General features: G+C 37.2%; 19 protein-coding genes. 8 read left to right on the top strand and 11 right to left on the bottom strand.

What is annotated here, in order from left to right; translation table 11 throughout:
- Positions 1 to 3: 3 nt before the first annotated feature.
- The 10 genes from PHT93_RS06450 to PHT93_RS06405 all read right to left on the bottom strand — a co-directional run bounded on the left by PHT93_RS06450 (position 4) and on the right by PHT93_RS06405 (position 7,700).
- Positions 4 to 774, bottom strand: coding sequence for an exonuclease domain-containing protein (locus PHT93_RS06450; protein WP_300240861.1), 771 nt, complete (start codon positions 772 to 774; stop codon positions 4 to 6).
- A 19-nt stretch (positions 775 to 793) separates the two neighbouring features.
- A complete protein-coding gene (gene dnaN / locus PHT93_RS06445; protein WP_300240859.1) occupies positions 794 to 1,918 on the bottom strand; it encodes a DNA polymerase III subunit beta in 1,125 nt (374 codons plus the stop codon).
- A gap of 156 nt (positions 1,919 to 2,074) precedes the next feature.
- Positions 2,075 to 2,227, bottom strand: a complete 153-nt coding sequence (locus PHT93_RS06440; protein WP_085535058.1) for a DUF4295 domain-containing protein — start codon at positions 2,225 to 2,227, stop codon at positions 2,075 to 2,077.
- 15 nt (positions 2,228 to 2,242) lie between these two features.
- Entirely contained in the window at positions 2,243 to 2,431 is a 189-nt protein-coding gene (gene rpmG / locus PHT93_RS06435) for a 50S ribosomal protein L33 (protein WP_300240856.1), read from the bottom strand.
- A gap of 16 nt (positions 2,432 to 2,447) precedes the next feature.
- The gene (gene rpmB / locus PHT93_RS06430; protein WP_300240854.1) at positions 2,448 to 2,687 is read right to left on the bottom strand and encodes a 50S ribosomal protein L28; all 240 of its coding nucleotides are present in this window, start codon (positions 2,685 to 2,687) and stop codon (positions 2,448 to 2,450) included.
- A 238-nt stretch (positions 2,688 to 2,925) separates the two neighbouring features.
- Positions 2,926 to 3,471: a glutathione peroxidase gene (locus PHT93_RS06425; protein WP_300240852.1), complete on the bottom strand. Its 546-nt coding sequence runs from the start codon at positions 3,469 to 3,471 to the stop codon at positions 2,926 to 2,928.
- A 79-nt stretch (positions 3,472 to 3,550) separates the two neighbouring features.
- The gene (gene dapA, locus PHT93_RS06420) at positions 3,551 to 4,444 is read right to left on the bottom strand and encodes a 4-hydroxy-tetrahydrodipicolinate synthase (RefSeq protein WP_300240849.1); all 894 of its coding nucleotides are present in this window, start codon (positions 4,442 to 4,444) and stop codon (positions 3,551 to 3,553) included.
- Between the two features lie 55 nt (positions 4,445 to 4,499).
- A complete protein-coding gene (locus PHT93_RS06415) occupies positions 4,500 to 5,021 on the bottom strand; it encodes a hypothetical protein (protein ID WP_300240847.1) in 522 nt (173 codons plus the stop codon).
- Complete coding sequence (gene ligA / locus PHT93_RS06410; protein WP_300240845.1) at positions 5,018 to 7,024, bottom strand: NAD-dependent DNA ligase LigA; 2,007 nt, start codon at positions 7,022 to 7,024, stop codon at positions 5,018 to 5,020. The genes PHT93_RS06415 and ligA overlap by 4 nt, the downstream gene beginning before the upstream one ends.
- A 112-nt stretch (positions 7,025 to 7,136) precedes the next feature.
- Positions 7,137 to 7,700 (bottom strand): DUF2179 domain-containing protein, encoded by a 564-nt coding sequence (locus tag PHT93_RS06405; protein WP_300240843.1) that lies wholly within the window; start codon positions 7,698 to 7,700, stop codon positions 7,137 to 7,139.
- A gap of 1,167 nt (positions 7,701 to 8,867) precedes the next feature.
- On the opposite strand from PHT93_RS06405, the gene PHT93_RS06400 reads away from it, so the two are divergent.
- The gene (locus PHT93_RS06400; RefSeq protein ID WP_300240841.1) at positions 8,868 to 9,974 is read left to right on the top strand and encodes a 6-bladed beta-propeller; all 1,107 of its coding nucleotides are present in this window, start codon (positions 8,868 to 8,870) and stop codon (positions 9,972 to 9,974) included.
- A gap of 308 nt (positions 9,975 to 10,282) precedes the next feature.
- On the opposite strand, the gene PHT93_RS06395 is transcribed toward PHT93_RS06400, so the two are convergent.
- On the bottom strand, positions 10,283 to 10,693 hold the full coding sequence (locus PHT93_RS06395; protein WP_300240839.1) for a DUF5053 domain-containing protein: 411 nt from the start codon (positions 10,691 to 10,693) through the stop codon (positions 10,283 to 10,285).
- A 439-nt stretch (positions 10,694 to 11,132) separates the two neighbouring features.
- Between PHT93_RS06395 and PHT93_RS06390 the strand changes: the two genes are divergently transcribed.
- The 7 genes from PHT93_RS06390 (at position 11,133) to PHT93_RS06360 (ending at position 24,986) form a co-directional block, all read left to right on the top strand.
- Positions 11,133 to 11,600: a DeoR family transcriptional regulator gene (locus tag PHT93_RS06390; RefSeq protein ID WP_300240837.1), complete on the top strand. Its 468-nt coding sequence runs from the start codon at positions 11,133 to 11,135 to the stop codon at positions 11,598 to 11,600.
- Between the two features lie 269 nt (positions 11,601 to 11,869).
- Positions 11,870 to 12,559 carry a response regulator transcription factor gene (locus tag PHT93_RS06385; protein ID WP_300240835.1) on the top strand — a complete coding sequence of 230 codons (690 nt, stop codon included), beginning with the start codon at positions 11,870 to 11,872 and terminating at the stop codon, positions 12,557 to 12,559.
- A 14-nt stretch (positions 12,560 to 12,573) separates the two neighbouring features.
- Positions 12,574 to 14,343, top strand: coding sequence for an ATP-binding protein (locus tag PHT93_RS06380; RefSeq protein ID WP_300240833.1), 1,770 nt, complete (start codon positions 12,574 to 12,576; stop codon positions 14,341 to 14,343).
- A gap of 299 nt (positions 14,344 to 14,642) precedes the next feature.
- On the top strand, positions 14,643 to 18,719 hold the full coding sequence (locus tag PHT93_RS06375) for a hybrid sensor histidine kinase/response regulator transcription factor (RefSeq protein ID WP_300240830.1): 4,077 nt from the start codon (positions 14,643 to 14,645) through the stop codon (positions 18,717 to 18,719).
- Positions 18,720 to 19,136: 417 nt separating this feature from the next.
- Positions 19,137 to 22,157: a TonB-dependent receptor gene (locus tag PHT93_RS06370; RefSeq protein ID WP_300240938.1), complete on the top strand. Its 3,021-nt coding sequence runs from the start codon at positions 19,137 to 19,139 to the stop codon at positions 22,155 to 22,157.
- A 15-nt stretch (positions 22,158 to 22,172) separates the two neighbouring features.
- Positions 22,173 to 23,810, top strand: coding sequence for a RagB/SusD family nutrient uptake outer membrane protein (locus tag PHT93_RS06365; protein WP_300240827.1), 1,638 nt, complete (start codon positions 22,173 to 22,175; stop codon positions 23,808 to 23,810).
- A 33-nt stretch (positions 23,811 to 23,843) separates the two neighbouring features.
- On the top strand, positions 23,844 to 24,986 hold the full coding sequence (locus PHT93_RS06360) for a SusE domain-containing protein (RefSeq protein WP_300240825.1): 1,143 nt from the start codon (positions 23,844 to 23,846) through the stop codon (positions 24,984 to 24,986).
- Positions 24,987 to 25,156 lie beyond the last annotated feature (170 nt).

The following is a 25,156-nucleotide window of genomic DNA, read 5'->3' as shown; positions in this document are numbered from 1 at the left end:
CTATTATTTTGAATTAAAACCTCTCAATTTTATCTCTGTTAATACACGTTTGGTATTCAATGGAAAATCTCCATTCATAATCCAGCCGTAATAACCGGGATCTGTTTCAAGGACGTCTATAACTAAACGACCTTTATATTTTCCAAAATTAATCACCTCTTCTCCTTTGTCATTATAGACAATACGACCGGCAAAATCCACATTATTCGTAAAACTGGAAAACTTAGACAGATAACTCATATCATTTTCCAAATCCGGATACCGATCTAATTGCGCTTTCAGCACTTCGTACGTAGCCATCGTATCGGCTTCAGCTGTATGCGCATTTTCTAACGTTTTATCACAATAAAACTTATATGCAGCCGCCAATGTACGCTGTTCCATTTTGTGAAATATCGTCTGTACATCAATAAACTTACGTTTACTGAAATCGATATCTACATCAGCACGCAGAAACTCTTCTGCCAACATAGGAATATCAAAACGATTCGAATTATACCCAGCAAGATCACAGCCTTCAATCTGTGTGGCAAGCGATTTTGCTATTTCTTTGAATGTCGGGCAATCCTTTACATCATCATCCGAAATTCCGTGAATAGCTGTAGATTCTGCAGGGATAGGCATACCCGGATTAATCCGACGTGTCTTTGATTCTTCTTTCCCATTGGGATAAACTTTCATAAAAGAGATCTCAACGATCCGGTCTTTCACTATGTCAATCCCGGTGGTTTCCAAATCGAAAAACACCAACGGATTCTTCAAATTTAATTGCATTATATCTTTTCTTTCTTATTTAGTCATTTAACATCATCGGCATCAACAGCATCAACAAGTCTTCGTTTTCTTCATTTTCCGCAGGAACAATCGTACCGGCACGGGTTGGATCAGCTAATTCCAAGATGATTTCATCTGCAGCTATATTGCTAAGTATCTCTATTAAATAAGTTGCTTTAAATCCAATCTTCAATTCCTGATCTGAATATTGACAAACAATCTTTTCTTCTGCGGAAGTAGAAAAGTCTATATCCTGAGCAGAAACAATCATCTGATTATCGAGAAGATGCAACTTCACTAAACTGCTGGCGGGACTTGAAAAGACGGAGACTCTTTTTAGGGCATTCAGAAAAGACACCCGGTCAATTACTACCTTAAACGGATTATCTTGTGGAATTACGCTGTTGTAGTTAGGATAACGCCCTTCGATCAGGCGACATACCATTTCAAAATTAGAAGAAGTAAAATAGGCATTGTTTTCGTCAAATTTTACCAAAATATTTTCTTGTTCTTTTACCAAAACAGAACGCAATAGATTAGCCGGCTTCTTAGGTAATATAAAAGCAGCTCTTTCCTCCGATTTTACAGTATAATTTCTCAACCTCGCTAATTTATGTCCGTCTGAGGCCACAAACGTCAAGTTATCTGTATTAATATCGAAATAAACACCATTCATCACCGGACGAAGTTCATCGTCTGCCGTGGCAAACAACGCACGTCCAAGACCATTAAGCAACATTTGCGACTCCATTTGAATGGACGTTACGTTTTCCCCAAAAGGTTTCTGTTGTGGATACGTATCACCACGTTGACCGATAAAATTATACTGTCCATTCTGAAACTCGATAAAAACTTCCATATTCTCATCATTGATATTAAAATGCAATGGCTGTTCCGGAAGTTCTTTCAACGGATCAAGCAATATCTTTGCCGAGATAGCAAATACCCCCTGCCCTTCTCCATTTATCACATCAACAGAAGTAACCAACCGGGTTTCAGAATCCGAAGCAGTTATCGTTAGTTTATTCTCGTCTAAACTAAACAAAAAGCTGTCTAATATCGGCAAAGAATTTTTTGAAGCGATCACCTTACTTATCGATTGCAAACGAGACAATAATGCTGTGCTTGATACATCAAATTTCATAGGATTATATTATTTGTAGTTATATCAGTTATTTATAAAAACAAAATTAAGAAATAAATTCATTTACCCTATTGAAAGAGAACAAAAGTTTCCGAACAGAAGAAGCCCTCTTCCGCATAATGCAAAAGAGGGCTTCTTCTTATATTTTTAGCCGGATTATTTCGCGAAATAATCTTTTACAGCTTCGTTTGGCACCATTTCTTCCTGGAAGATATAAGCTCCTGTTTTTGGAGACTTCACCATCTTAATCACTTTTGAATAGGTACGTCCGTCACCTTTCTTAAATGTCGCAACCGCTTTTTTTGCCATTGTTTAATCTCCTTATTACTTAATTTCTTTATGAATAGTCATTTTCTTCAAAATTGGATTGTATTTTTTCAATTCCAATCTCTGAGTTGTATTTTTCCTGTTCTTTGTTGTTATATATCTTGAAGTACCCGGCATACCACTTTCTTTGTGTTCCGTACATTCCAATATAACCTGAACTCTATTACCTTTTGCTTTCTTAGCCATTTTTTAGTCCTCCCAATTAAGCGTTTAAATACCCTTTTTCAGCAGCTTTTTTTATAGCAGCTTCAACGCCTAACTTGTTAATCGTACGCAAACCTGCAGCCGATACATTCAGGCTAATCCAACAATCCTGTTCTACCCAATAGAACTTCTTTCTAAACAGATTGACATTGAATTTACGTTTCGTTCTTCTTTTTGAGTGAGAAACGTTATTGCCAACCATTGCTTTTTTTCCGGTAATCTGACAAATTTTGGACATCTCTATCTTAGTTTTATATTATTCTATCAACTCTTATGGCCAGGTTATAACTTGACAAAATACTTTTTGTCCGCCTAAACGCCCCATAAAACGAACATCCTTCTTCTGAACTAGCATCACGAACAGATATCAAGACGTGAAAGTACAGAGATCGATACCGATTCTACATCTTTCGGAGCGCAAAGGTAAAAAAACTATTCTATATAACCTTAATAAATAGCCAAATAATTAGCTTAATTTATTTTATTCCTTTAATCCAACTGACTATTTCTTCAGACAAAGGGGATGTTTTCGGAGATATACTTCCTACCCATTCGCCATTTTCACTGATCATAAACTTCTGAAAATTCCAGGTTACCTCAGCATCGGCTTTACCATTCCCTTCTTTTGTTGTCAGCCATTTATATAATGGTGCGATATCTTCTCCTTTAACGGATATTTTCGCCATCATCGGAAAAGTCACATCGTAATTCGACCTACAAAATGCCTGTATTTCTTCATTTGTTCCAGGCTCCTGTCCTTTAAAATTATTTGCAGGAAAACCGATAACCACCAAGCCTTTTTCCGCATATTTTGTATATAGCTCCTGTAAAGCTTCGTACTGGGGAGTCAGCCCGCATTTTGAAGCAACATTAACAACCAATACTTTCTTTCCTTTCAATTGGCTCAATGGAAAATCTTTCCCATCAATCGTTTTAACGGTAAAATCATAAAACGAATTACTTTGTCCAATCATTAGTACAGGAAACAGAACAGTCATAATCAAAACAAGAATTGCTCTCATAAACATCCTATTTAAATTGTTAAAACAAAAAAAATCTCACAGGACAGACAGCAATCAGGGAAAACACCCTAATCTGACATCAACACTTAATATTAAGCTGATTCAGAACTGTCCTGATTTTTTCAAATGTGGTAATTCGCGTCGGGACCAGGGGTAAACGCAGTTTATTCTCTATATATCCCATCGCATTTAATATACTTTTAACTCCTGCCGGATTTCCATCAACAAACAACAAATCAAATAATTCCGTAAAACTGTGATGAATTGTACGGGCGTTATCATAATCACTTGCCAAACCAAGCCGGACCATGCGACTGAATTCCCGCGGAAATGCATTTCCGATAACTGAAATAACACCGATTGCTCCTAAAGTAATTAAAGGGAACGTTATTCCATCGTCGCCGGATATCACATTAAAATTAGCCGGTTTGTTTTTAATTATATCATCCATTTGCGTGATATTACCGGAAGCTTCTTTTACGGCGATCACATTTTTAAATTCACGCGCAATACGCAACGTTGTTTCTGCCGTCATGTTTACGCCTGTCCTTCCCGGAACATTATATAAGACAACCGGAAGTTTGGTTGCTCCAGAAACAGCTTTATAATGCTGATATAATCCTTCCTGCGAAGGCTTATTATAATACGGTGTAACAGATAATATCGCATCGATTCCTGCAAAGTCATCGTTTTTCAGTTTATCCACCACCGAACGAGTACAATTTCCTCCAACTCCCAACACGACAGGGATGCGACCTTTTACCTTGGAAACAACAACACGCACAATATCCCTCTTTTCATCTTCTGTCAACGTCGGGGTTTCTGCCGTAGTTCCAAGTACGACGAGATAATCGGTGCCATTCTGCAACTGATAATCAACCAAACGATTCAGCGCTTCATAGTCAACACTCTCATCTTCTTTAAATGGGGTTATCAAAGCGACCCCCATCCCTTTTAAATTAATATCTGCCATGGAGATTTAGTTCCTCTTCTTTATTCTATTTGTCATGCAAAAATAGAAAATTATATCATTTGGAGCGGATACTTTGCAAATAAAATAATAGATATTCAAACAAATCAGCCGTTCCTCCACGTTCTGTCATTGAAATCGAAAAGTCATAAAAGGAACTATCGGGAAGACTCTCCCCGATCTTAAACGCAGCTTGGTGTTGAAGCATCAAAACTTTCAACACATGACATTTACCGCGACTTAAATCGATCAATATATCGGCTGGTATTTTTGCAACCTTTGCGCTAACTTCATCATTCGGGATACCGTATTTGTCGGCTTCTTTACTTTTATCAATAAACAACAACGATGAATCATCCGGTTGAGAAACAGCATCCTTGCTGGAAAAAACACAGCGTATCTGCTTCTTCATTGATCGTAATTTTTTTAGTTGCGGTTCAATAGCTAACCGATCTTCTTCTCTGCACAGGATCAGAATGCTACCGGCTTCGTCTAAATTACAAAACCGATGCTCTCGCGAACGGGAATCTTCTATTAATTTCCGAACTTTTCGTTTAAAAAAGTATTCTCCAAATATCATTCCTCAAGCATCATAAGAAATTCATTCTCATTCAATATTTGTATGCCTAATTTTGCTGCCTTTTCAAGCTTTGCCGGCCCCATATTTTCTCCCGCCAGAATAAAATCTGTCTTTCCCGATACTGAACCGACATTTTTTCCTCCGTGCTGTTCTATCATTTGCTTGTACTCATCTCTTGAATGTAAAGCAAACGTACCACTTATTACAACAGATTTACCTGATAATTTGTTGGATCGCGTTGACAAAGCAGCTTCTGAGAGACTCATTTGCACGCCATATTCTTTTAGTCGGTTAACCAATGTGCGATTTTTAGAATTGGCAAAATAAGAAACCACACTTTGGGCAATACGTTCTCCAATCTCATCGACTTCAATAAGTTGTCCGATTGTAGTAGCCTCCAGACTTTCTATAGAGTGAAAGGCATAAGCCAATTTCTTTGCAACAGTTTCACCAACATAACGAATTCCTAACGCAAAAAGTACACGCTCAAAAGGAATTTGTTTCGAGGCATCCACACTTTTGATGAAATTGTCGGCACTTTTTTCAGCCCACCGTTCCAGGCGTAACAGGTCTGCTGCTTTGACAACATAAAGATCTGCCGGGTTTTTCACATAACCGGCATTATACAAATCTTCTACTGTCTCAGGACCGATATTTATATTCATAGCCTTCCGGGTTACGAAATGCTCAATTCGCCCTTTTATCTGGGGAGGACAGCCCGTTTCATTCGGACAATAATACGCCGCTTCTCCTTCGGGACGGATTAGCGCTGTTCCACATTCGGGACATTTCTTAATGAAACAGACCTTTTCTCCGATTAATATGGAACGAGAGTTAACATCCACCCCAACTATTTTGGGGATGATCTCTCCTCCTTTTTCAACAAATACCTGATCTCCGATATATAAATCAAGTCCGGCAATAATATCCGCATTATGTAATGAGGCACGTTTCACGATTGTACCCGATAGCTGCACCGGTTCAAGATTTGCAACCGGAGTTACGGCACCCGTACGTCCTACCTGATAAGAGACGGAATTAAGACGCGTCACGGCGCGTTCAGCCTGAAATTTATACGCAATCGCCCACCGTGGGCTTTTTGCCGTAAAACCAAGATTCTTTTGCTGCCTTAACGAGTTTACTTTCAGTACAACACCATCAGTCGCCACCGGCAAATTCTTACGTTCTTTATCCCAATAGGCTAAGTACTCAAAAATCTCCTGAAGCGTAGTGCATTTACGAACAGCATCCGATACTTTAAAGCCCCACGAACGAGCAGCTTCCAAATTACCGTAATGAGAGTCGGTCGGTAGTTCTTCACCCAGCATATAATAAAAATAGGCATCCAATCTTCGCGAAGCAACTATTGCAGAGTTCTGTAACTTTAACGTACCCGAAGCAGCATTTCTCGGATTTGCGAATAATGGTTCTTCTTGTTCTTCCCGTTCTTTATTTAAACGATCAAACTCTGGCCAGGGTAATAAAATTTCTCCACGCATTTCAAATTGTTCAGGAAAGTCTTTCCCAAACAACTTCAACGGAATTGAACGTATTGTTTTCACATTTGCCGTAACATCATCTCCTCTTGTTCCGTCACCACGCGTAATCGCACGAACAAGTGTCCCATTTTCATACAAAAGAGAAATTGATGTTCCGTCATATTTTAATTCCGCAACAATTTCAAAAGGTTCGTTCAGGAAGCGGGCTGTACGTTCATAAAAATCACGGACTTCACCTTCAGAATACGTATTACCTAACGAAAGCATCGGATAGCGATGTACCACTTGTTCAAAGTCTTTAGACAAATCGCTCCCCACCCGTTGAGTTGGCGAGTTAGAGTCAGCAAATTCCGGATAGTCCGCCTCCAGAGTCTGTAACTCCTTCATCAGCACATCGTATTCAAAATCGCTAATCTCCGGCATAGAAAGAACATAATAATTATAATTATGTCTATTCAACTCAATCCGGAGTTTCTCAATTCTTTCTTTCGGAATTGTATTCATGCTTTCTTTAAATTACCCCCTTGTTTTAGACCAAACAACCTAAGAAAGGTTGCAACCAACGCTCAAAAATAGAAAAAAGAACGTAACAGATTTTTTATTTACGAAAAGATAACTATTTGCCTGGTCTTCCATAACGGAATATGGAAGAAGTCCTGCCAAATATACCACGTTGCTTAGACCGTATGTCCTCCACTATATAAAAAGCATTCGGATCAAATTCACGAACAATGGATTCAACATCTTTCTCAAATTTTCTGTCAAACACAGATTCTACAACATCAACATTCGACACAGCTCCTTGTCCGTTCATACATGTTGAACCGAACCCTTTTGAATTAAGAGCCTTAGTCAGTTCCAGACCGTTCTTCTGAGTAAACACTCTAAACAGGATTACCCCAAAAGCGATACGTTGTTCAATCATTATTCCGACAAAATTCCCGGCCGCATAACCTCCGGCATAAGATAAATAGGAAACTAATCCATTCGCTCGGGATAAGACCTGAGAAATAACGACAATCCAGATAAAGACTTCGAAGAAGCCGACAAGTGGCGCTTTATATTTCTCTCCTTTTGAAACAAAAATAATCCTTAATGTACCCAGAGAAACATCGCATATACGTCCAAAAAAGATAATAAAAGGAAGTATCCATGGATAAACGTCAAGAAAATCAAACATGATCAGTTATTTTGATTGTTTATCCGGCAAAGATAATTATTTTTTTTGCGACAAAAACACCATATCGGATTCCACCTCTTATATATTATAAAGATGTTAAGAGATTTCGGAATGACATTCTGAAAACTGTGTTGCCCGGTTATCGGAGTACGCAAGATCAGTTCATTCAACCGTTCGCGGCTTCGGAGATATTTTTTCTTCCCGGTTACTATAAGCATAATTTGGCCTCTTACGATTACAGACAAATGCTCGCCTTAATGAATATTCATTCAAATTATAAATTGACTTAATGAATTTCTTGCGTCTCAACGGTTATGTCTGCTCGGTTTGCCGGTTTGCCAGACAAAATCCCAACAAAGAGCAAAAAAAACAATTTGATCATAAATAGGAGTTTTTATCATCAAAAAGGAACCCACCTCAACTCATTAGGCACAACAGCATTTTAACATACCGCTGAATATGCATAGCCATTTTGAAACAAAACTTGGCACACCGGCTCTTATCGGCCTTTTTCAGAGATCGCGCTTTTCCGGAAGGGCAAAAAATAGCGGATATCAGGATTTTGAATCAAAGTCTATAGGGTTTATAAAAAAAGACTATATACTTTTCCGAACATAAAGGTTATCTTCGAAAATATAACCTTCATATTTTTGAAAACAAAGTGACGTTTTTTCGCGCCAAAGAAACATATTTTCACACAAAACAAGCCAAATAAACAGTTTTAAACACTTTTGAAAATTCCCAAAGAAAGCAAAAACGGGAAATTTACATCAAAAAGGCAAATAAAAAAAAAGACAATATCATTGTCGAAAGTATGTCAAATGTACGTCATTCCGAACCTGATCCGGAATCTTTCGATTGACTGAGCTTTAGTAATCAAAAAATTGCAGGTTAAGCCGGCAATGATCTGAACAAGTGGTACCACATTTTCTTTTTTAATAAAAATCAAGAATATTTCTTTTGGATTACCTGAAAAGCACTAAATTGCACAAATAAATGAAGATGATAATCCGTATTTAATGATTGTGACTTTTAAATGAGTAAGACAAGGAATTACAACATTGTTACATGAAATTGCAAATACTTGTATTAGACAAGTTTGTGATTGTAAATCCTGAACGACAATAGAATTCGAGACATGAATAATACTAATTAAACCATCAGATTATGTTCTACTTACAACGAATAGTTATTGGTGCTTTACTGACTTTATTGTCTATAGGAATATCGGCACAGAAGAAAATCGAATTATCTGCTAATCTGTCAAATAAAAAGTCTAAAACGATTAGTAGCGTAGCTAAAGATATTAAATATATTCCTCTGGAAACCACGCCTGAATGTTTGCTAAGTAATGAGCTTCAGATATATTGTGGAGATTATGTTTTCGTAGGTGATCAAAAGACGCAATTGTTTTTCAGGTTTGATCTTGCCGGAAACTTACTTAATCAGATTGGTAAAAAAGGTAATGGTCCGGGTGAATATTCTGGTGCTATGTTCTTTCATGTAAACGAATCTGACGAGTCGGTTTATATAGTTAGTGTGCCTGACAGAAATTTATACAAATACACATACGATGGCCGGTTTATTAAGAAAATACCGATAGAAGAATCCAGTTGGACTATTGCAATGGATGAAAACAATATTTATTATTATAACAACTACTATAACCGAATCAAGAAAAACAAGAACATATTCGAATTATTTAAAGTAGATAAAAACGGGAAAGTAATCAACAAAACTCCGACAAGTGTTAAGTCTGAGAAAGATGATATGCTGTTGTTTGATCTTCCTTTCTTTTATTATTACAAAAACGTAGTGTATTACAAAAATGCGGTGCACGATTTTGTCTATAAGATTAATGACAAAGGAAAGATGGAGCCCCATTATGAGATTGTATGCAAAGAGTTGAACAAACATGATGAGAATGACTTCAAGAATCTCAAAAAATACGGAGAAAAGGTAGGAGTAAGAACTATTTTTGAGAATGATAGTTTTCTTCTTATAACGTATATATATAAAAACGAGTTCAATTATTTGTTTGTGGACAAACCAACCTGGTCACTCTCAAATGTAACTAACAATAAATCCGAATCAGGATTTGAGGAGGATTTAAAAAAGGGACCGGTCTTTACACCGGTACAGAATAACGGATCAGAAAAAAACAAACTTGTTTCAATTGTATATCCGGAGCGTTTTTCTGATTTGAAAAACTGTCTTGATAAAGAAATAAATGAGGATGACAATCCTGTCATAGTGATCGCTAATTTAAAATAGTGAATGAATACAAGAGAGTAATATTAGTTTCTTTACAATATAACTCTTTTTCATTTCCCCTTCAGGACTTTATGGATATGGAATACATTGTTTTGGAGACATATGATGAATTTATTAATCAGGGATTTGTACAGGCTATAGGCAATGAGTATATATTGGTAAGGAAGAATACAGTGAAAAGGTTCCGTTTGTCAGAGGCGACATAAAAACAAGGAAGTCTTATAATTATGTACGATTATTTTAAAAAATAAAGCCCCGAAAGTTATCCGGGGCTCCCGCAAAGCACAATTATAAATGTCAATAAATAATTAACCTAAAGAGGCCTTAACGCCCTGCAGTTTATTTATTATATCGTTAATAGCATTCCGGAATAACCTTTTTTCGTCAGCAGTAAATTTAGCAGGCTTTCCGTTTACTAAATTTCCATTAATCCGCTGATACAACCAATTTCTGGACTTTCCAAAATATTCACTCGCAATAGTTGACAAGCTAATATAAGGCAGGATAGGGTCCAGTTGATCACGCATCGTTATTACTTCAATCAGTTCTTCAGCTTCATCGCACGCCTTTTTTGCTTCTTCTTGAAAGTCATTTAAAAACTTTTCTTTTTCACTGTCAGTCTTGCTGTTAAAGGCCTCAATACTATCTTTTACAAACGACCCTTCTTCTTCTGGGGCAAGCGTATGCCATTTTTCCAGTAATTTGTCTATTTCGCTCATGTCTTATTGGTATAATCCTCCCCCCTTTAAAGGGATTGTTTTTATTTTCGCTGCTTTACTAATTCAATTAGCTGATCAAGTAAGTAATCAACTGTTTTCGTCATGTCCCGCCGCCCTTGTTCTGTTTTTTCGAGTTCGTTTCCAAAAACTGAGAAAAAAGTAAGATTGCGCTTAACATGTTTGATTTTTTTCTTCTATCTCCTCCTTTTCCATTACTTCAAAGATTAATTATTTATTGACATCACAAATGTAATAAGCATTTGGTTATTACACAAGCCCAAACGGAAATATTTCCAAATTAGGTTGTACTTGGAGAGGAACCTGAGGTAGCCGTACTATTTTTATTTATCACAGAAATTCTATTATCTTTATCGTTTTAATGACATTATATCAAAATTTATTTGATTTAAACCGGATGAAATCCTGTTGCCGATAGATAATGGACAGAGAACAAAAGATATTAGCCCTCCTATCCCAATTCGAAAAGTTGGGTATAGGCAAGCAGATAGATTATGACAAATTTTATCTTTACTCTCTTATTACCCATTCTACAGCTATCGAGGGATCTACGGTTACGGAAATTGAGAATCAGCTTCTGTTTGATGAACATATCCGCAATATGGAGCAAATGATCCATAATTATCAATCTTCAATAGAGAATGATAGCATTGAAGCAGACAGCGATGTCCGTGTAAATGTCCGTGTAAAATTGACGGATAGAGAACGCCAAATCATTCGATTAATAAAAGAGAACGATTATATAACCATCCTTCAACTCGCAACAGCGCTTGCCGTACATGAAAGAACTATCCGTAGAGACATTTCTAACCTGAAAAATCAAGGTGTGTTAACCCGGATAGGGGCTGACAAAAACGGTATATGGGAAGTAACTGACGGTGATAAATAACCCCATCATACCTTGTGCGATACTACACAAATAGAGCAGGTGTTGATTAATCTGATAAAAAAATGCCTCTGAAGCGTGCCTTAATATTCCATCACCGCAAGTGAAAGTAGGTATCTCAGTTGTATCAGAAACAGACAAAGGAAGTGTTTTTACGATCTGGTTATAGCATCGGTGTAATTAAAACGTAATACGTATTTCATTATACCGAAACAAACCTGTCGTTCCTTTGTATAAAATACTTATTTTTGTAATAACTAATTCAAAGACTTATGGCAGATATACCACGTATTCTTGTAGTTGACGACGAAGAAGATTTGTGTGAAATTCTAAAATTTAATCTTGAGACTGAAGGTTATGAAGTAGATACGGCACTTAATGCGGAAGAAGCGTTAAAATTAAAACTCACAAACTACAGTTTATTATTGCTGGATGTCATGATGGGAGAAATATCGGGTTTTAAATTGGCAAGTCTGATAAGAAAAGATCCCGCTACTGCAAATACACCTATCATTTTTCTTACGGCTAAAGATACCGAAAATGATATGCTAACAGGATTTAGTCTGGGAGCTGACGATTATATTTCTAAACCGTTCTCGATCCGACAGGTCATTGCCCGCGTTAAAGCAGTGATCAGACGTACGACAGATAAGGCTGTTGAAACAGAAAATAACATATTGGAGTATGAATCACTTACCTTAGACACCAAACGCATCAAAGCGACGATTGATAATAAAGAAATTCCACTGACAAAGAAAGAATTTGAGATACTTCGTTTGCTTTTAGAAAACAAAGGCAGTGTATTCTCCCGTGAGGAAATATTATCTCGCATCTGGAAAGATGAGGTATATGTGCTTGATCGGACTGTGGATGTAAATATTACTCGTTTGCGTAAGAAAATCGGACCGTACGGAAAAAACATTGTTACCCGTTTGGGGTTTGGCTACTGCTTTGAATATTAATTTACATCAAAGATATGTCGCAATTACCGCCAAAACAGCCAAGACGAATATCGTTTAGCCTCCGCCTATTCTGGTCGGTTTTTGCTATATTTTTGGCGTTTATCACCTGCTTTCTTATTTTCCAGTATCAACGGGAGCGTGAATTTGCACAAGAGAAACTAAATATCGTACTAACCAACTACAACCACCAACTCTATTATAGGTTAGCACAATCCGACGATATAAAACAGACAATAGAAGGTTTCACTGTTGAAATACCGCAACACGATATTCGTGTAACAATTATTTCACCTGACGGTAAAGTTATTTTCGATAACAGTGGCGTGGAGCATCTGGACAATCACAACAATCGCACAGAGGTACGCAAAGCCAGATCGAATAATGAAGGATATTCCATCCGTTCGTCAGGCTCTACAGGAAAACGTTATTTCTATTCGGCAAGTAATATTAATAATTTCATTTACCGGACAGCATTACCATACGATATGTATGTGAAGGATGTTCTGACCATCAATAAGGATTTTATTTATTTCATGTTATTGATGACGCTGCTGTTCTTTGTCGTTCTTTCACGCTTCACCTTTAGCATTGGGAAGACTATTTCAAAATTGAGAGACTTCGCTCTTAATGTAGATCTAAACCGGATACCGGAAGTGAGATACACATTTCCGGATGACGAATTAGGAGATATTTCACAGAACATCATCACGCTTTACCAACAACAGCAGAAAGCGAAGGATGAAGTCTCCATGGAAAGGGAAAAACTGATCAAGCATTTCCAATATTCCAAAGAAGGCTTTGCCATGTTTACGGCTGATGGAAAAGAGATTTTATCGAATAACCTGTTTATCCAGTATCTCAATCTTATTTCAGACAACCGGATTGATCAGACAGAGGAAGCGTTGCAGATTGAAGAGTTAAAACCGATCTTGTATTTCCTGAATTCCAATATTCATAATCCCAATAGGAAGAAACAGGTATTGCCTGAACCTGTAACAATAGATAAAGAGGGGAAAATATTCCAGATAGAATGTCTTTTATTCTTAGACAATACGTATGAGTTGTCTATCAATGATATTTCAAGACAAGAGGAGGAAACAAGAATGAAGCGACAGCTGACTCAGAATATTGCGCATGAATTGAAGACGCCTGTAAGTAGTATTCAAGGTTATCTGGAAACAATCATCTCAAATCCTGAATTATCGGAAGAGAAAAAACGCTTCTTTATTGAACGGTGCTATTCGCAAAGTAGTCGCCTGACTGACCTATTACGAGACATATCCGTGTTAAATCGTTTGGATGAAGCATCAGATATGTTCGAACTTTCTGATATAAATATCGGACGACTTATTAATGAGATACAAAAAGAATGCTCTAAGGAGATGGATGAAAAACGGATTACATCTGAAATTATCTTACCTGGAGATCCGAGTGTACATGGGAATTATTCATTGCTTTATTCCATCTTCCGCAATCTGTTTGATAACGCGATCGCATATTCCGGTGAAGGTGTATTAATTACCGTAAACTGTTATCGTGAGGACAGTAAATTTTATTATTTCAGCTTTTCAGATAATGGAGTAGGAATTGACGAGGAACATATCAACCGCATATTCGAACGTTTCTATCGTGTTGACAAAGGTAGAAGTCGGAAAATCGGGGGAACAGGTCTCGGACTTTCTATCGTTAAAAATGGAGTTAACTTTCACAAAGGGCACATCTATGCTAAAAGCAGTCTGGGTAAAGGAGTAACGTTCTTCTTCACCATAAAGAAAAAAATATAAGAGCCTGTTTTAATTCTTATTCGTGGCTTATTTCATTTTATTTTTTGTTTAGTTGTATATCCGCATGAATGAGCATAGCGGGCTATGTGATTGAATGCGGAGATGCAGATAAGCAAAAAAGAAGACGAAAGAAGACCGAAACAAGCCCTCAAGAAATATCCTATAAAAATTTAAACAGGCTCTAAGAAGCCACGAATAAAAATTTAAACAGCCTCTAAAAGGCCAGTCAATCCGAAACTATTTCTTTTTATTACTTTTGCAAGGTATAAAAATCCTATTTTTGTTTGAACATGGCAACTATGATAAAAAGAATAAGCCTGTTTTTTTGCTTTTTACTCATTCCAATTTCCGTTTTTGCGTATAATCTTCGTCAAATAACTAATCGAGATGGACTCTCAAACAGTGCAATCCTATCAATTAGTCAGGACAAAGACGGAATTATGTGGTTTGGATCATGTGATGGATTAAACATTTATAATGGGGTCAATATCCGTCTATATAATCCAGACGACGCCAGTAAAGCCTTATCGGGAAATCTGATAGAACATATTATCCAGTCCAACGATGGCACTTTATGGGTGCATACGAATTATGGGTTGGACAGACTTGATCCGTTCTTACAAAGAACAGAGTCTTTCGAACAGTTCAAAGGAGTATATCATATTCAGAAAGACAATTCAAACGGTATATACATCATTAATTCGGATGATTCTATTCATTATTATAATAATGTAAAAAGAGCATTTGATACGCTTTCATTAAATCGGTTATCTTATACGGACATTCTGGATTTTGTTATCACCGACAATAACATTTTACAGATCATAACAAAGAAAAACGAGCATCCGGCTTATAAAATTCAGAAAAATGCAGAAGGAGAAATCACGCTGAAGCCAGTAGAATTATTTGAGCATGACCCTAATTTATTGTATTGTTTTCATGAGCAGGAAAATAGTAACATTTTATATTTCATTGACAATGAGTTTGTTTTGTACGAATATGATGCGTTAAAGAAAAAGACCTTTTATGTAAGGAAAATAGATAAAAAACTGATCGATAAAGGGACTATTTCTTCTATTATTAAATTCAACAACGAATATTTTATAGGCTTTAAAACAAATGGTCTGATTGCATTAAAAAAGAAATCTCCGGAAGACAAACACTATGTTATAGAAGAGATTAATGTTAATTCGGGTGTGTTTTGTTTGCTTAAAGACCAACGTCAGGATATTCTATGGATCGGGACAGACGGACAGGGAGTATATATGTATTCACAAACTCAGTACTCCATACAATCATATGAGTTCAGTCTTTTTTACCCTCAGGTGGAAAAACCGGTAAGAGCGTTATGGGTGGACAAACAGGATAATCTTTGGATTGGCACGAAAGGAGACGGACTACTCAAACTCAAAACGAATAATAATCAGCATAGCTATATTACTCCGGATGGTGAGATTGAACATTTCAGGGAAGATAACAGTGAATTAATAAGCAATTCGGTGTATGTTCTCGATGAAAGTAAACGAGATATCTGCTGGATAGGAACGGAAGAAGGATTAAACTATTTTTCCTATAAGAGTAAAAAGATAGAGAAAACCCGTATTCAATTTAACGGACAGGATATTAAATACATTCATGCGTTAAAGGAATTACCGGATAATTCATTATGGATTGCGACAGTTGGCATGGGTGTGTTCCGATTCGATATAGAAGGAACTCAAGATAGGCCTGTATTAGCCAATCCAAAACAAATTATAAAAAACACAGATGAAGAAAGTCATAATTACTTCTTTACGCTATATCAGGAAAATGACTCTGTTCTATGGTTTGGAAATCGTGGCTATGGCGCGTTCCGCGTTTTAACAAATACATTGGAGGTTTTCCCGACAAGTATATATACCCTTAGTTCCTTTTATAAGCAAACCATGAATGATGTATTTTCAATCTATAAAGACGAGTTAAAAAACATCTGGCTGGGCACGAGTGATGGATTGGTTAAAAGGTCGGAAAGCGGACAGCTACAAGTATTTAATACGAAAACGGGATTCCTCAACAATACGATTCACAGCATATTGGCAGATCAGTCAAATAATTTGTGGATGAGTACGAATAAGGGTATTGTTAAATTCAACATGACAGATCAATTATTCCAGACATACACGGAACATAACGGATTACAGGTCATAGAGTTCAGTGATGGTGCTTCTTTTTATGATAAGAAACGAGAAGTTTTTCTCTTCGGCGGCATAAACGGGTTTATCACCATATCCGATACGCGTAAAACGATTCCTCCATTTAGCCCGGAAGTAAAATTTGATAAATTCATCTTATATGGGGAGGAAGTTAATTTATATGACTTTCTTGAAGATAAAGATTCTCCTACACATATCGGATTACGTCATAACCAGAATTTCTTTTCCTTATCATTCGTAACATTGGATTATGTAAACAGTCATAATTACACCTGTTATTATCAGTTAAATCCATTAAGTGACTCATGGATAGATAATGGTATATCCAATACAATACCAATTACCGGGCTAACACCGGGCAATTATACGCTCAATGTGAAATTTATAAATCGCTTGACGGGACAGGAAAGCTCCGTTTACCGTATGGAGATAACCATTCATGTACCCTGGTACGCATCCCGCTGGGCAGTATTCTTTTATAGCATAGCAATAATAAGTGTATTAGTTTTATTAATCCGGTCGGCAAGAATAAAAGAACACAAAAGAAAGGCGAGAGAGAAAGAAAAACAAGAAGTCAGACACAGAGAAGAAGTTTATGAGTCTAAACTTCGTTTCTTTACCAACATCGCTCACGAGTTCTGTACCCCATTAGCATTAATATATGGTCCTTGTTCCCGTATTTTGTCTCGTTATAATATTGACCCGTTCATTAAAAATTATACTGAAATTATACAAAGAAACGCCGTACGTCTTAATGATCTTATTCAGGACTTGATTGAATTCAGACGGATTGAAACAGGAAATAAAAAGCCGCAAATCGAACAATTGAACATCGAAAAGATGAGCAATGATATTTTAACGTCATTCCATGACTTATTGGAATCTAAAAAAATACATCTGGAAACAGCTATTGCAGAAGATATGACATGGAATACGGATAGTAATTTCTTTTACACGATACTCTCTAATCTATTGTCTAACGCTCATAAATATACTCCTGAAGGAGGACTGATTAGAGTTTCTCTTATAGAGCAAGATGATAAATTAATCATAACTGTTGCCAATTCCGGGAAAGGTATTCTTCCCAAAGATTTCGACCGGATATTTGACAGATATGTCGTTTTAGACAATTTCGAGAAGCAGGAAAGCAAAAATATCCTTTCACGAAACGGACTCGGACTTGCCATTTCATATAGTATGGTCAAATTGCTGGGTGGTGAAATTGAAGCGACCAATTCTCCAGATAATTTGACGAATTTTATCGTAACACTACCGGAACTGGAAGCCAGTAAGAGCACTTTAAACTTAGACAACGAATCACGCAAAAGCTTAAGTCAGGAAATGAGAATTCCGAACACCTACGTTCCGGTTAAAGAAGAGAGTACGAATATCACACTCGACAAAAACAAACCAACAGCCTTACTTATTGACGATGACGAAGAAATGCTATGGTTACTTAATGAAACGCTTTCGCATGAGTATAATGTGATAAAAGTGAACGATCCTACGCAAGTAGAAAGTCTGCTTGAAAGAATACATCCGGATATTATTCTTTCGGATGTCATGATGACCGGTCTAGACGGTATTCGCATTACCCAGATGGTAAAACAGAATAAAAAGACAGCACATATACCGGTTGTCTTGATTTCTGCCAGTCACTCTACGGATACGCAGATAAAAGGATTGGAATCGGGCGCTGAGATGTACATCACCAAGCCTTTTAATCCTGAAGTATTAAAGTCAACAATCAAACAGATGGTTACAAGAAAAGAGATACTGAAAGATTATTACAGTTCGCCGTTAAGCGCCTTCGAGATGATTGATGGAGACCTGACTCATAAAGAAGATATACGATTTATACAGGACATATACGATATTATCGATAAAAACATAACAAATAAAGAACTATCCGCCGAATTTATAGCCAATGAACTACATATTAGCCCACGCCATCTTTATCGGAAACTAAGTACGATCAGCAAAAAAAGTCTTTCTGAGATTATTAAAGACAGCCGTCTATACATAAGTCAGAACTTATTACTGAATACACAGTTAACTGTAGATGAAATACTCTATCGTTCGGGATACACGAATCGCTCTACTTTCTTCCGTGTATTCTCTGCCAAATTCGGTTGTACTCCTAAAGAATATCGGGACAAACACATGGCAGAACGAGAAAAATAGGCCTTAAAACACTTCTTACCGTACATTTTGACACTTGTATCATATTGAGACAATCTAGTATGATATCAGGACAACCTACAATTCTCACACCTGCAGGGGTGATAACTGCATTAAAAAGAAAATATATTTGCCTCCGTAATCTCAACATGTAAACACATAAAAATATCATAAAGAAATGAAAATGCTATGTATAACCTGAATCAAGAATTAGACAAAAAATCTAATCAATTCACATTAAGTTAAAAGTGGTCTTCTAAAAAAATTATCTACACAATTATTAAATCTAAGTATGGTATGATTAAGAAATTATGCACAAGCGCTTTTATCTGCGTTTTGTTATCCTTTATTTCGGGGATGCCATCAACAGCACACGCGAGCCAACCAGGAAAAGACATTCTCCCCGGATCGCCTTCTGTTATGCAATCAACGGTTAAAGGGGTTGTTGTTGACAAAAACGGAGAGCCATTGATCGGCGTAAATATTGTTGTAAAAGGTACAACCAACGGAACTGTAACAGATTTCGACGGAAACTTCTCAATCGAATGTAATCCGAACGATGTTCTACATGTTAGCTACATCGGGTACAAAATGCAGGAGGTAACTGTCGGCAATCAGACTTCTCTTAAAATCACAATGTTGGAAGATGCGGAAGTATTGGAAGAAGTTATCGTAATCGGATATGGTACGACAACGAGAAAGAGTGCCGTTGGCGCAGTTGATCAGGTTCGTTCAGAAATGATTGCAAGCAAACCTACAGCCAATGTATCTCAGGCTTTACAAGGAGCTTCACCAAGTTTAAATATCCAACAAAGAAATATGAACCCGAACGATGACGGTTCATTAAACATCAATATTCGGGGTATCTCTACGATGAACAATAACAGTCCATTGATCGTGATTGATGGATTGGTATCAGAGAGTGGAAGTTTGAATAAATTGAACCCTTCCGATATTGAAAGCGTATCCGTATTGAAGGATGCTGGGACTGCAGCGATCTACGGTTCTCGTTCATCAAACGGAGTTGTTTTGGTAACTACTAAAAAAGGGAAAAAGAATCAACGTCCCACAGTTCGTTTGAACTCACAAATAGGGATGCAAGACCCTACTGTGTTGTTCAGACCGGTAGCCGGTTATCAAAATGCGACACTAAAAAATCTCGCATTGACTAATGTTGGTTCTTCTCCTCAGTTTACTCCTGAACAAATCAGAGACCTTTATGATCATCAGAGTGAAGAAGAATGGAATTACGACCAGATTTTACGTACCGCTTTACAACAATCATACAATATGAGCGTTTCGGGAGGTAGTGAAAATACGACTTATCTTTTCTCGGGAGGTTTTTATGATCAGGAAAGTAATTTCGTTGGAGATGGTTACGGTATCACCCGATATAATTTACGTTCAAATATTACCACCGAATATGGTCGTTTTAAATTGACTTCAATCTTAGCTTATACAAGAAACAATTCAAAAGCGACAACAGCTGGAAACGCGATAATTAATTCTTCTCGTATTCCTTCATATTACTATTATAGAATGCAGGCGGATAACGGGAAATATCTGATCAATGATGCATTGACAGACCAGAATCCGCTTGGCGAATTACGTGAAGGGGGTTACGAACAAAAAGACAACGACTATGTAAACGTAAATTTAAACTTAGATGTTAAGCTTTTTGACGGATTGAAACTACGTGGAGTATTCGGTGCAGACATTTATGCTGATCATCGTTTTATCAGAAGAAAACAAGTTCCTCTTTATTCAAGTGCAGATGCAGAGAATCCAACGGTCTATGTTAATGCTAAAAGAGAAACAGAAGATTTCAACGAGAAAGCTTATCTGTTAAATTATCAGTTATTATTAGATTATAACAAGACGTTTGGAGATCATACAATTACAGGTTTGTTCGGAGCAACAAACGAATCTTATACTCGCCGTCAGAATCAATTGAAATATCGTTATACTGATCCCATTTTGGGCACACCAACAACTGGTAGTGAAGTGGTTATCAGTGATGATGATACCTATAACTCTGTAGGATCTACGCGCGAAACAAGTATTAATTCACTCTTAGGACGTGTTGGTTATTCTTATGCAGATAAATATTATTCTGAATTTAGTTTCCGTTACGACGGTTCTTCTATCTTCCCCAAAGAAAATCGTTGGGGTTTCTTCCCTTCTCTATCCTTAGGTTGGAGAATTTCTGAAGAAGGTTTTATGGAACAATACAAAGAAAAAGTAGGAGACCTGAAAATACGTGGAACTTATGGTGTGTTGGGTAATCAGAGTATCGACCCTTACCAATATCTGACAGTTTATAAAAGCAGTAGTAATAGCTATGGTTTCAATAATAGTAGTGTTGCAGGAGCTGCATTTACTTATGGCAATCAAGAGTTACAGTGGGAAACTACAAATACGTTTAATATCGGATTTGATGCTTCGTTCTTAAACAATGCTTTGACTGCAACCTTTGATTATTTCCACAAAAAAACGAAAGATATCCTTATTAAACCGGAGATACCTACAGTATTCGGAACAGAGTTGAGCCAGAGTAATGCCGGTGAAATGAAAAACCAAGGATGGGAAATCAGCCTGAACTATCGTTTGAGAACCGGAGAGTTCAATCATAATTTTGGATTGAACGTAGGTGATAGCAAAAACGAAGTAACCGGCTTTATGGGCGAAGAGCAGATTAAAACAGCGGATAATATCAGTAAAATTATTCGTGAGGGATTACCTTTCATGGCTTACTACGGTTATAAGATGGAAGGATACTTCCAAAGCATGGAAGAGATCGAAACATCGGCTCTGCCAACCGGAATTTCGGCATCAGACCTAAGACCGGGCGACGTAAGATATGTAGATATGAACAAAGACGGAGTAATTGACTCTAAAGACCGTACAGTATTAGGAAATGCATTTCCTCGCTACACTTATGGTTTTAATTACAATGTAGAGTACAAAGGGTTTGACCTATCTATATTCCTTCAGGGAGTTGGCAAGAGAGATATGATGATTCGTGGTGAATTGGTTGAACCATTCCATGAAAATTACTCATATGCTATCTATAAACATCAATTAGACTTCTGGACTCCGACTAATCCTGATTCTAAATGGCCAAGATTAACGGCTGCCGGTGCAACTTCTACACAGAATAACTATCAACGCAGTACAGAGCTTTATAAATTCGACGGACAATATCTTCGTGTAAAAAACATTCAGTTTGGATATACTATTCCATCTTCTTTGACGAAGAAATTAGGCTTACAGAATGTCCATGCATATGTAAATGCACAGAATCTGTTCACATTCAGTAAAAACTCGTTTATTGATCCTGAATCATCTGAATTCAACGGAAACATGGATGGTAGTGCGAACAGTGCAAGAAACTATCCCTCATTGAAATATTTCGGATTTGGTCTTGATATTGAATTCTAAAAGAGGAAATTGAACATGAAAAAAATAAAATTTATTACAATTATATGCATCTGTTTAGGAATGATTTCCTTAAACAGTTGTAACGACATGGATCCCGTTCCAACGAATAAATACACAGATGCTACATTCTGGCAGTCTGCAGATAACGCGGAGACGGTGGTCAACATGGCTTATAATCAAGTGTATTCGGCCGATAGAATGTGGAATGACGAAGCTTTAAGCGACAATGTCTTTGAAGGTCGTTCCAATACTGCTCAAAGAGCTTTACGTAATGGAACAGCAGATCCTTCATTGGGTCGTTTCGCTGATGAATGGAAAGATGCTTATGGAGGTATCAAGACTTGCCATATCTTTCTTCAGTACGTGGACAACGTTCCTGATATGGATCCTTCTTTAATAGAAAGGCGTAAAGCTGAAATCCGTTTTATTCGTGCCTTTATTTACTTCCGCTTAGTGAATTTCTATGGTGATATACCTTTCTTCACGCAAGATATTACGCTGGAAGAGTCTAAAACGATTTCAAGAACATCCAAATCTGAAGTTCTGGCATTCATTCATCAGGAATTAGATGAAATCATGGCAATACTTCCGGCTAACAGTGAATTGTCTGCAGACGAAAACGGACGTATCACCAAAGGTGCTGCTTGTGCATTCCAGGCAAGGGCTTACCTCTATGAAAGTAATTGGGAAAAAGTTATAGAATACACAAACCGCCTGATAAACAATCAAGGAGAATATGGTACATATGGTTTATTCTCAGATTACGCTGGTCTATTTAAAGCTGAAAATGAATATAATAAAGAAGTAATTTTAGACTATGGTTATGTACCTTCTTTGAAAACATGGTCTAAATTCTACGATATGGCTCCGATTTCAGCAGGTGCGCGTTTGAATGCTTTTGCTCCTCTTCAAGGCTTGGTTGATAGCTATATCACATTAAATGGTAAGGCAATAACAGACGACTCAAATTACGATGACAATAATCCGTACGATAACAGAGATCCTCGTTTAGATGTGACTATCCTTCGTCATGGTGGAGAATGGGAAATGTTTGATGGAACAAAGAAAACGATTTTCATCAAACCCGGAACAGGAGAAACCGAAAGTGAGAAATTAGATTTATACGTAAGTGCAAGTTCTAATTCTACCTCAACAGGCTACTATGTCAAGAAATATTATGATGAAAAGGCAACTTCTACTTTTGATGCCGGCTTAAATATTATTATGTTCCGTTATGCAGACGTATTACTTATGTATGCTGAAGCAATGTTTGAGACCGGAAAAATGGATCAAGCTGTGTGGGATACTACAATCAAAGCGATCAGAGAAAGAGCAGGATTTACGCTCTCGGGTGCATTAAGCTATCCTTCAAGTCTGTCCACAGATGCGTTACGCGACGTAATACGAAATGAACGTAGAAGTGAATTAGCAATGGAAGGTCTTCGTTACTACGACATTGTTCGTTGGAAAGCAGGGACACAATATCTGAATGGGTATGTATATGGTGCAAAATTCGGAAATGGAAACACAAGCTATATACGTTTAGATAATCGCCAGTTCATTGAAAGTCGCGATTACTTGTGGGCTGTTCCTCAGGCTCAGTTAGACCTGAATAAGAATCTGGCTCCACAGAATCCGGGATATGCAAAATAATGTTCAACAGAAGAAAAAATAAACAATATAATTATGAAAACTATCTTAAGAAATATAAGTCTTTTATTGTCAATCGCATTTGCGTTTTCTGCTTGCGGTACTGACGACATGAATTATAAAGATGCTGCAGTAACTCCTGTAAAAGCGCTTTATGAACCAACGGATAACAGATCTGTAAAATTATTAAGTTCTGCTTCAGCATCTCTTTATTTCGAATGGGAAGCTGTTCGCGTAGAAGATAGTGGAGCAGCACAATATGAAGTATTATTCGATAAGGCAGGAGGTGACTTCTCTGAACCAATTTATATTGTTGTGTCAGACAATAATGGTTATACTAATGCTGCAACGATTACGCATAAGGTATTGAATAAAATAGCCACTAAAGCTGGTATAGCACCTGGAGAAACAGGTGATGTTATCTGGAAAGTAGCTTCATCACGTGGTATTAATCGTGTTTTCTCGGAAGCTTCCCGCACGTTAACGATAACAAGTCTTAGCGGATTTACCGAAATTCCGGACGAAGTATTTATTACCGGAGAAGGTTCTGAAACGGGAACAACATTATCAGACGCTCTTCCATTTAAATTGGTAGGACAAGGAGAGTTCGAGATCTATACAAAATTAGAAGCCGGAAAATCATACTATTTCACGGATCGCAATTCAGGAAGTCCGCGTATCTTCTACACTGACAATAACACATCATTGAAAGAAGCTGAAGAAGAAGGAGCTATTACTCCGCAGAAAACAGGTGTTTACCGTATAGAATTAGATTTCAACGTTGCGACAATCTCATTTACCGAGATTACTAAAATGAGCGTTTTCTTCTCTCCATCCAACGCCACTATCTGGGATTTGGAATATAAAGGCAAAGGTATTTGGGAAGGAACCGGCAAGGTTGAATTCAAACAAGAAAGCTGGGGTAGAGATCAGCGTTATAAATTCCAGATGGAAACGATTAATAAAGGCGGTGATGCAGAAACGGCTCAATGGGGACCAACGATCTCTGGTTTGGACAGTGCTCCGACAGGTTCTGATGATTATTTCTTTATGCAATTAGCACCTTCTGTAACACAATGGGACAACAAGTGGAAATTTGCAGATCAGTTCGACGGAGCAAATACTACAATTATTATTTATCTTCAGGGAGACGGCCAGTATCGTCACGAGGTTAAGTAAAGAATATAAGAACAAAGGGAAGCCGTTTACGATGGCTTCCCACAAAATAGTTCCTATGTTTGAAAAAGGAGATTCCAGTTAGATAGGCAAGAAATAAGCTATATCATTTTAGTTAACTTTGTATTTACAAGAATAACAGAGTGTTAACTTCAACAATATAGCTTATGAGA

Source organism: Massilibacteroides sp., assembly GCF_028705895.1.
GTDB lineage: Bacteria > Bacteroidota > Bacteroidia > Bacteroidales > Tannerellaceae > Massilibacteroides.
The sequence above is the reverse complement of the archived record's forward strand: the minus strand, read 5'-3'. Positions and strand labels throughout refer to the sequence as shown.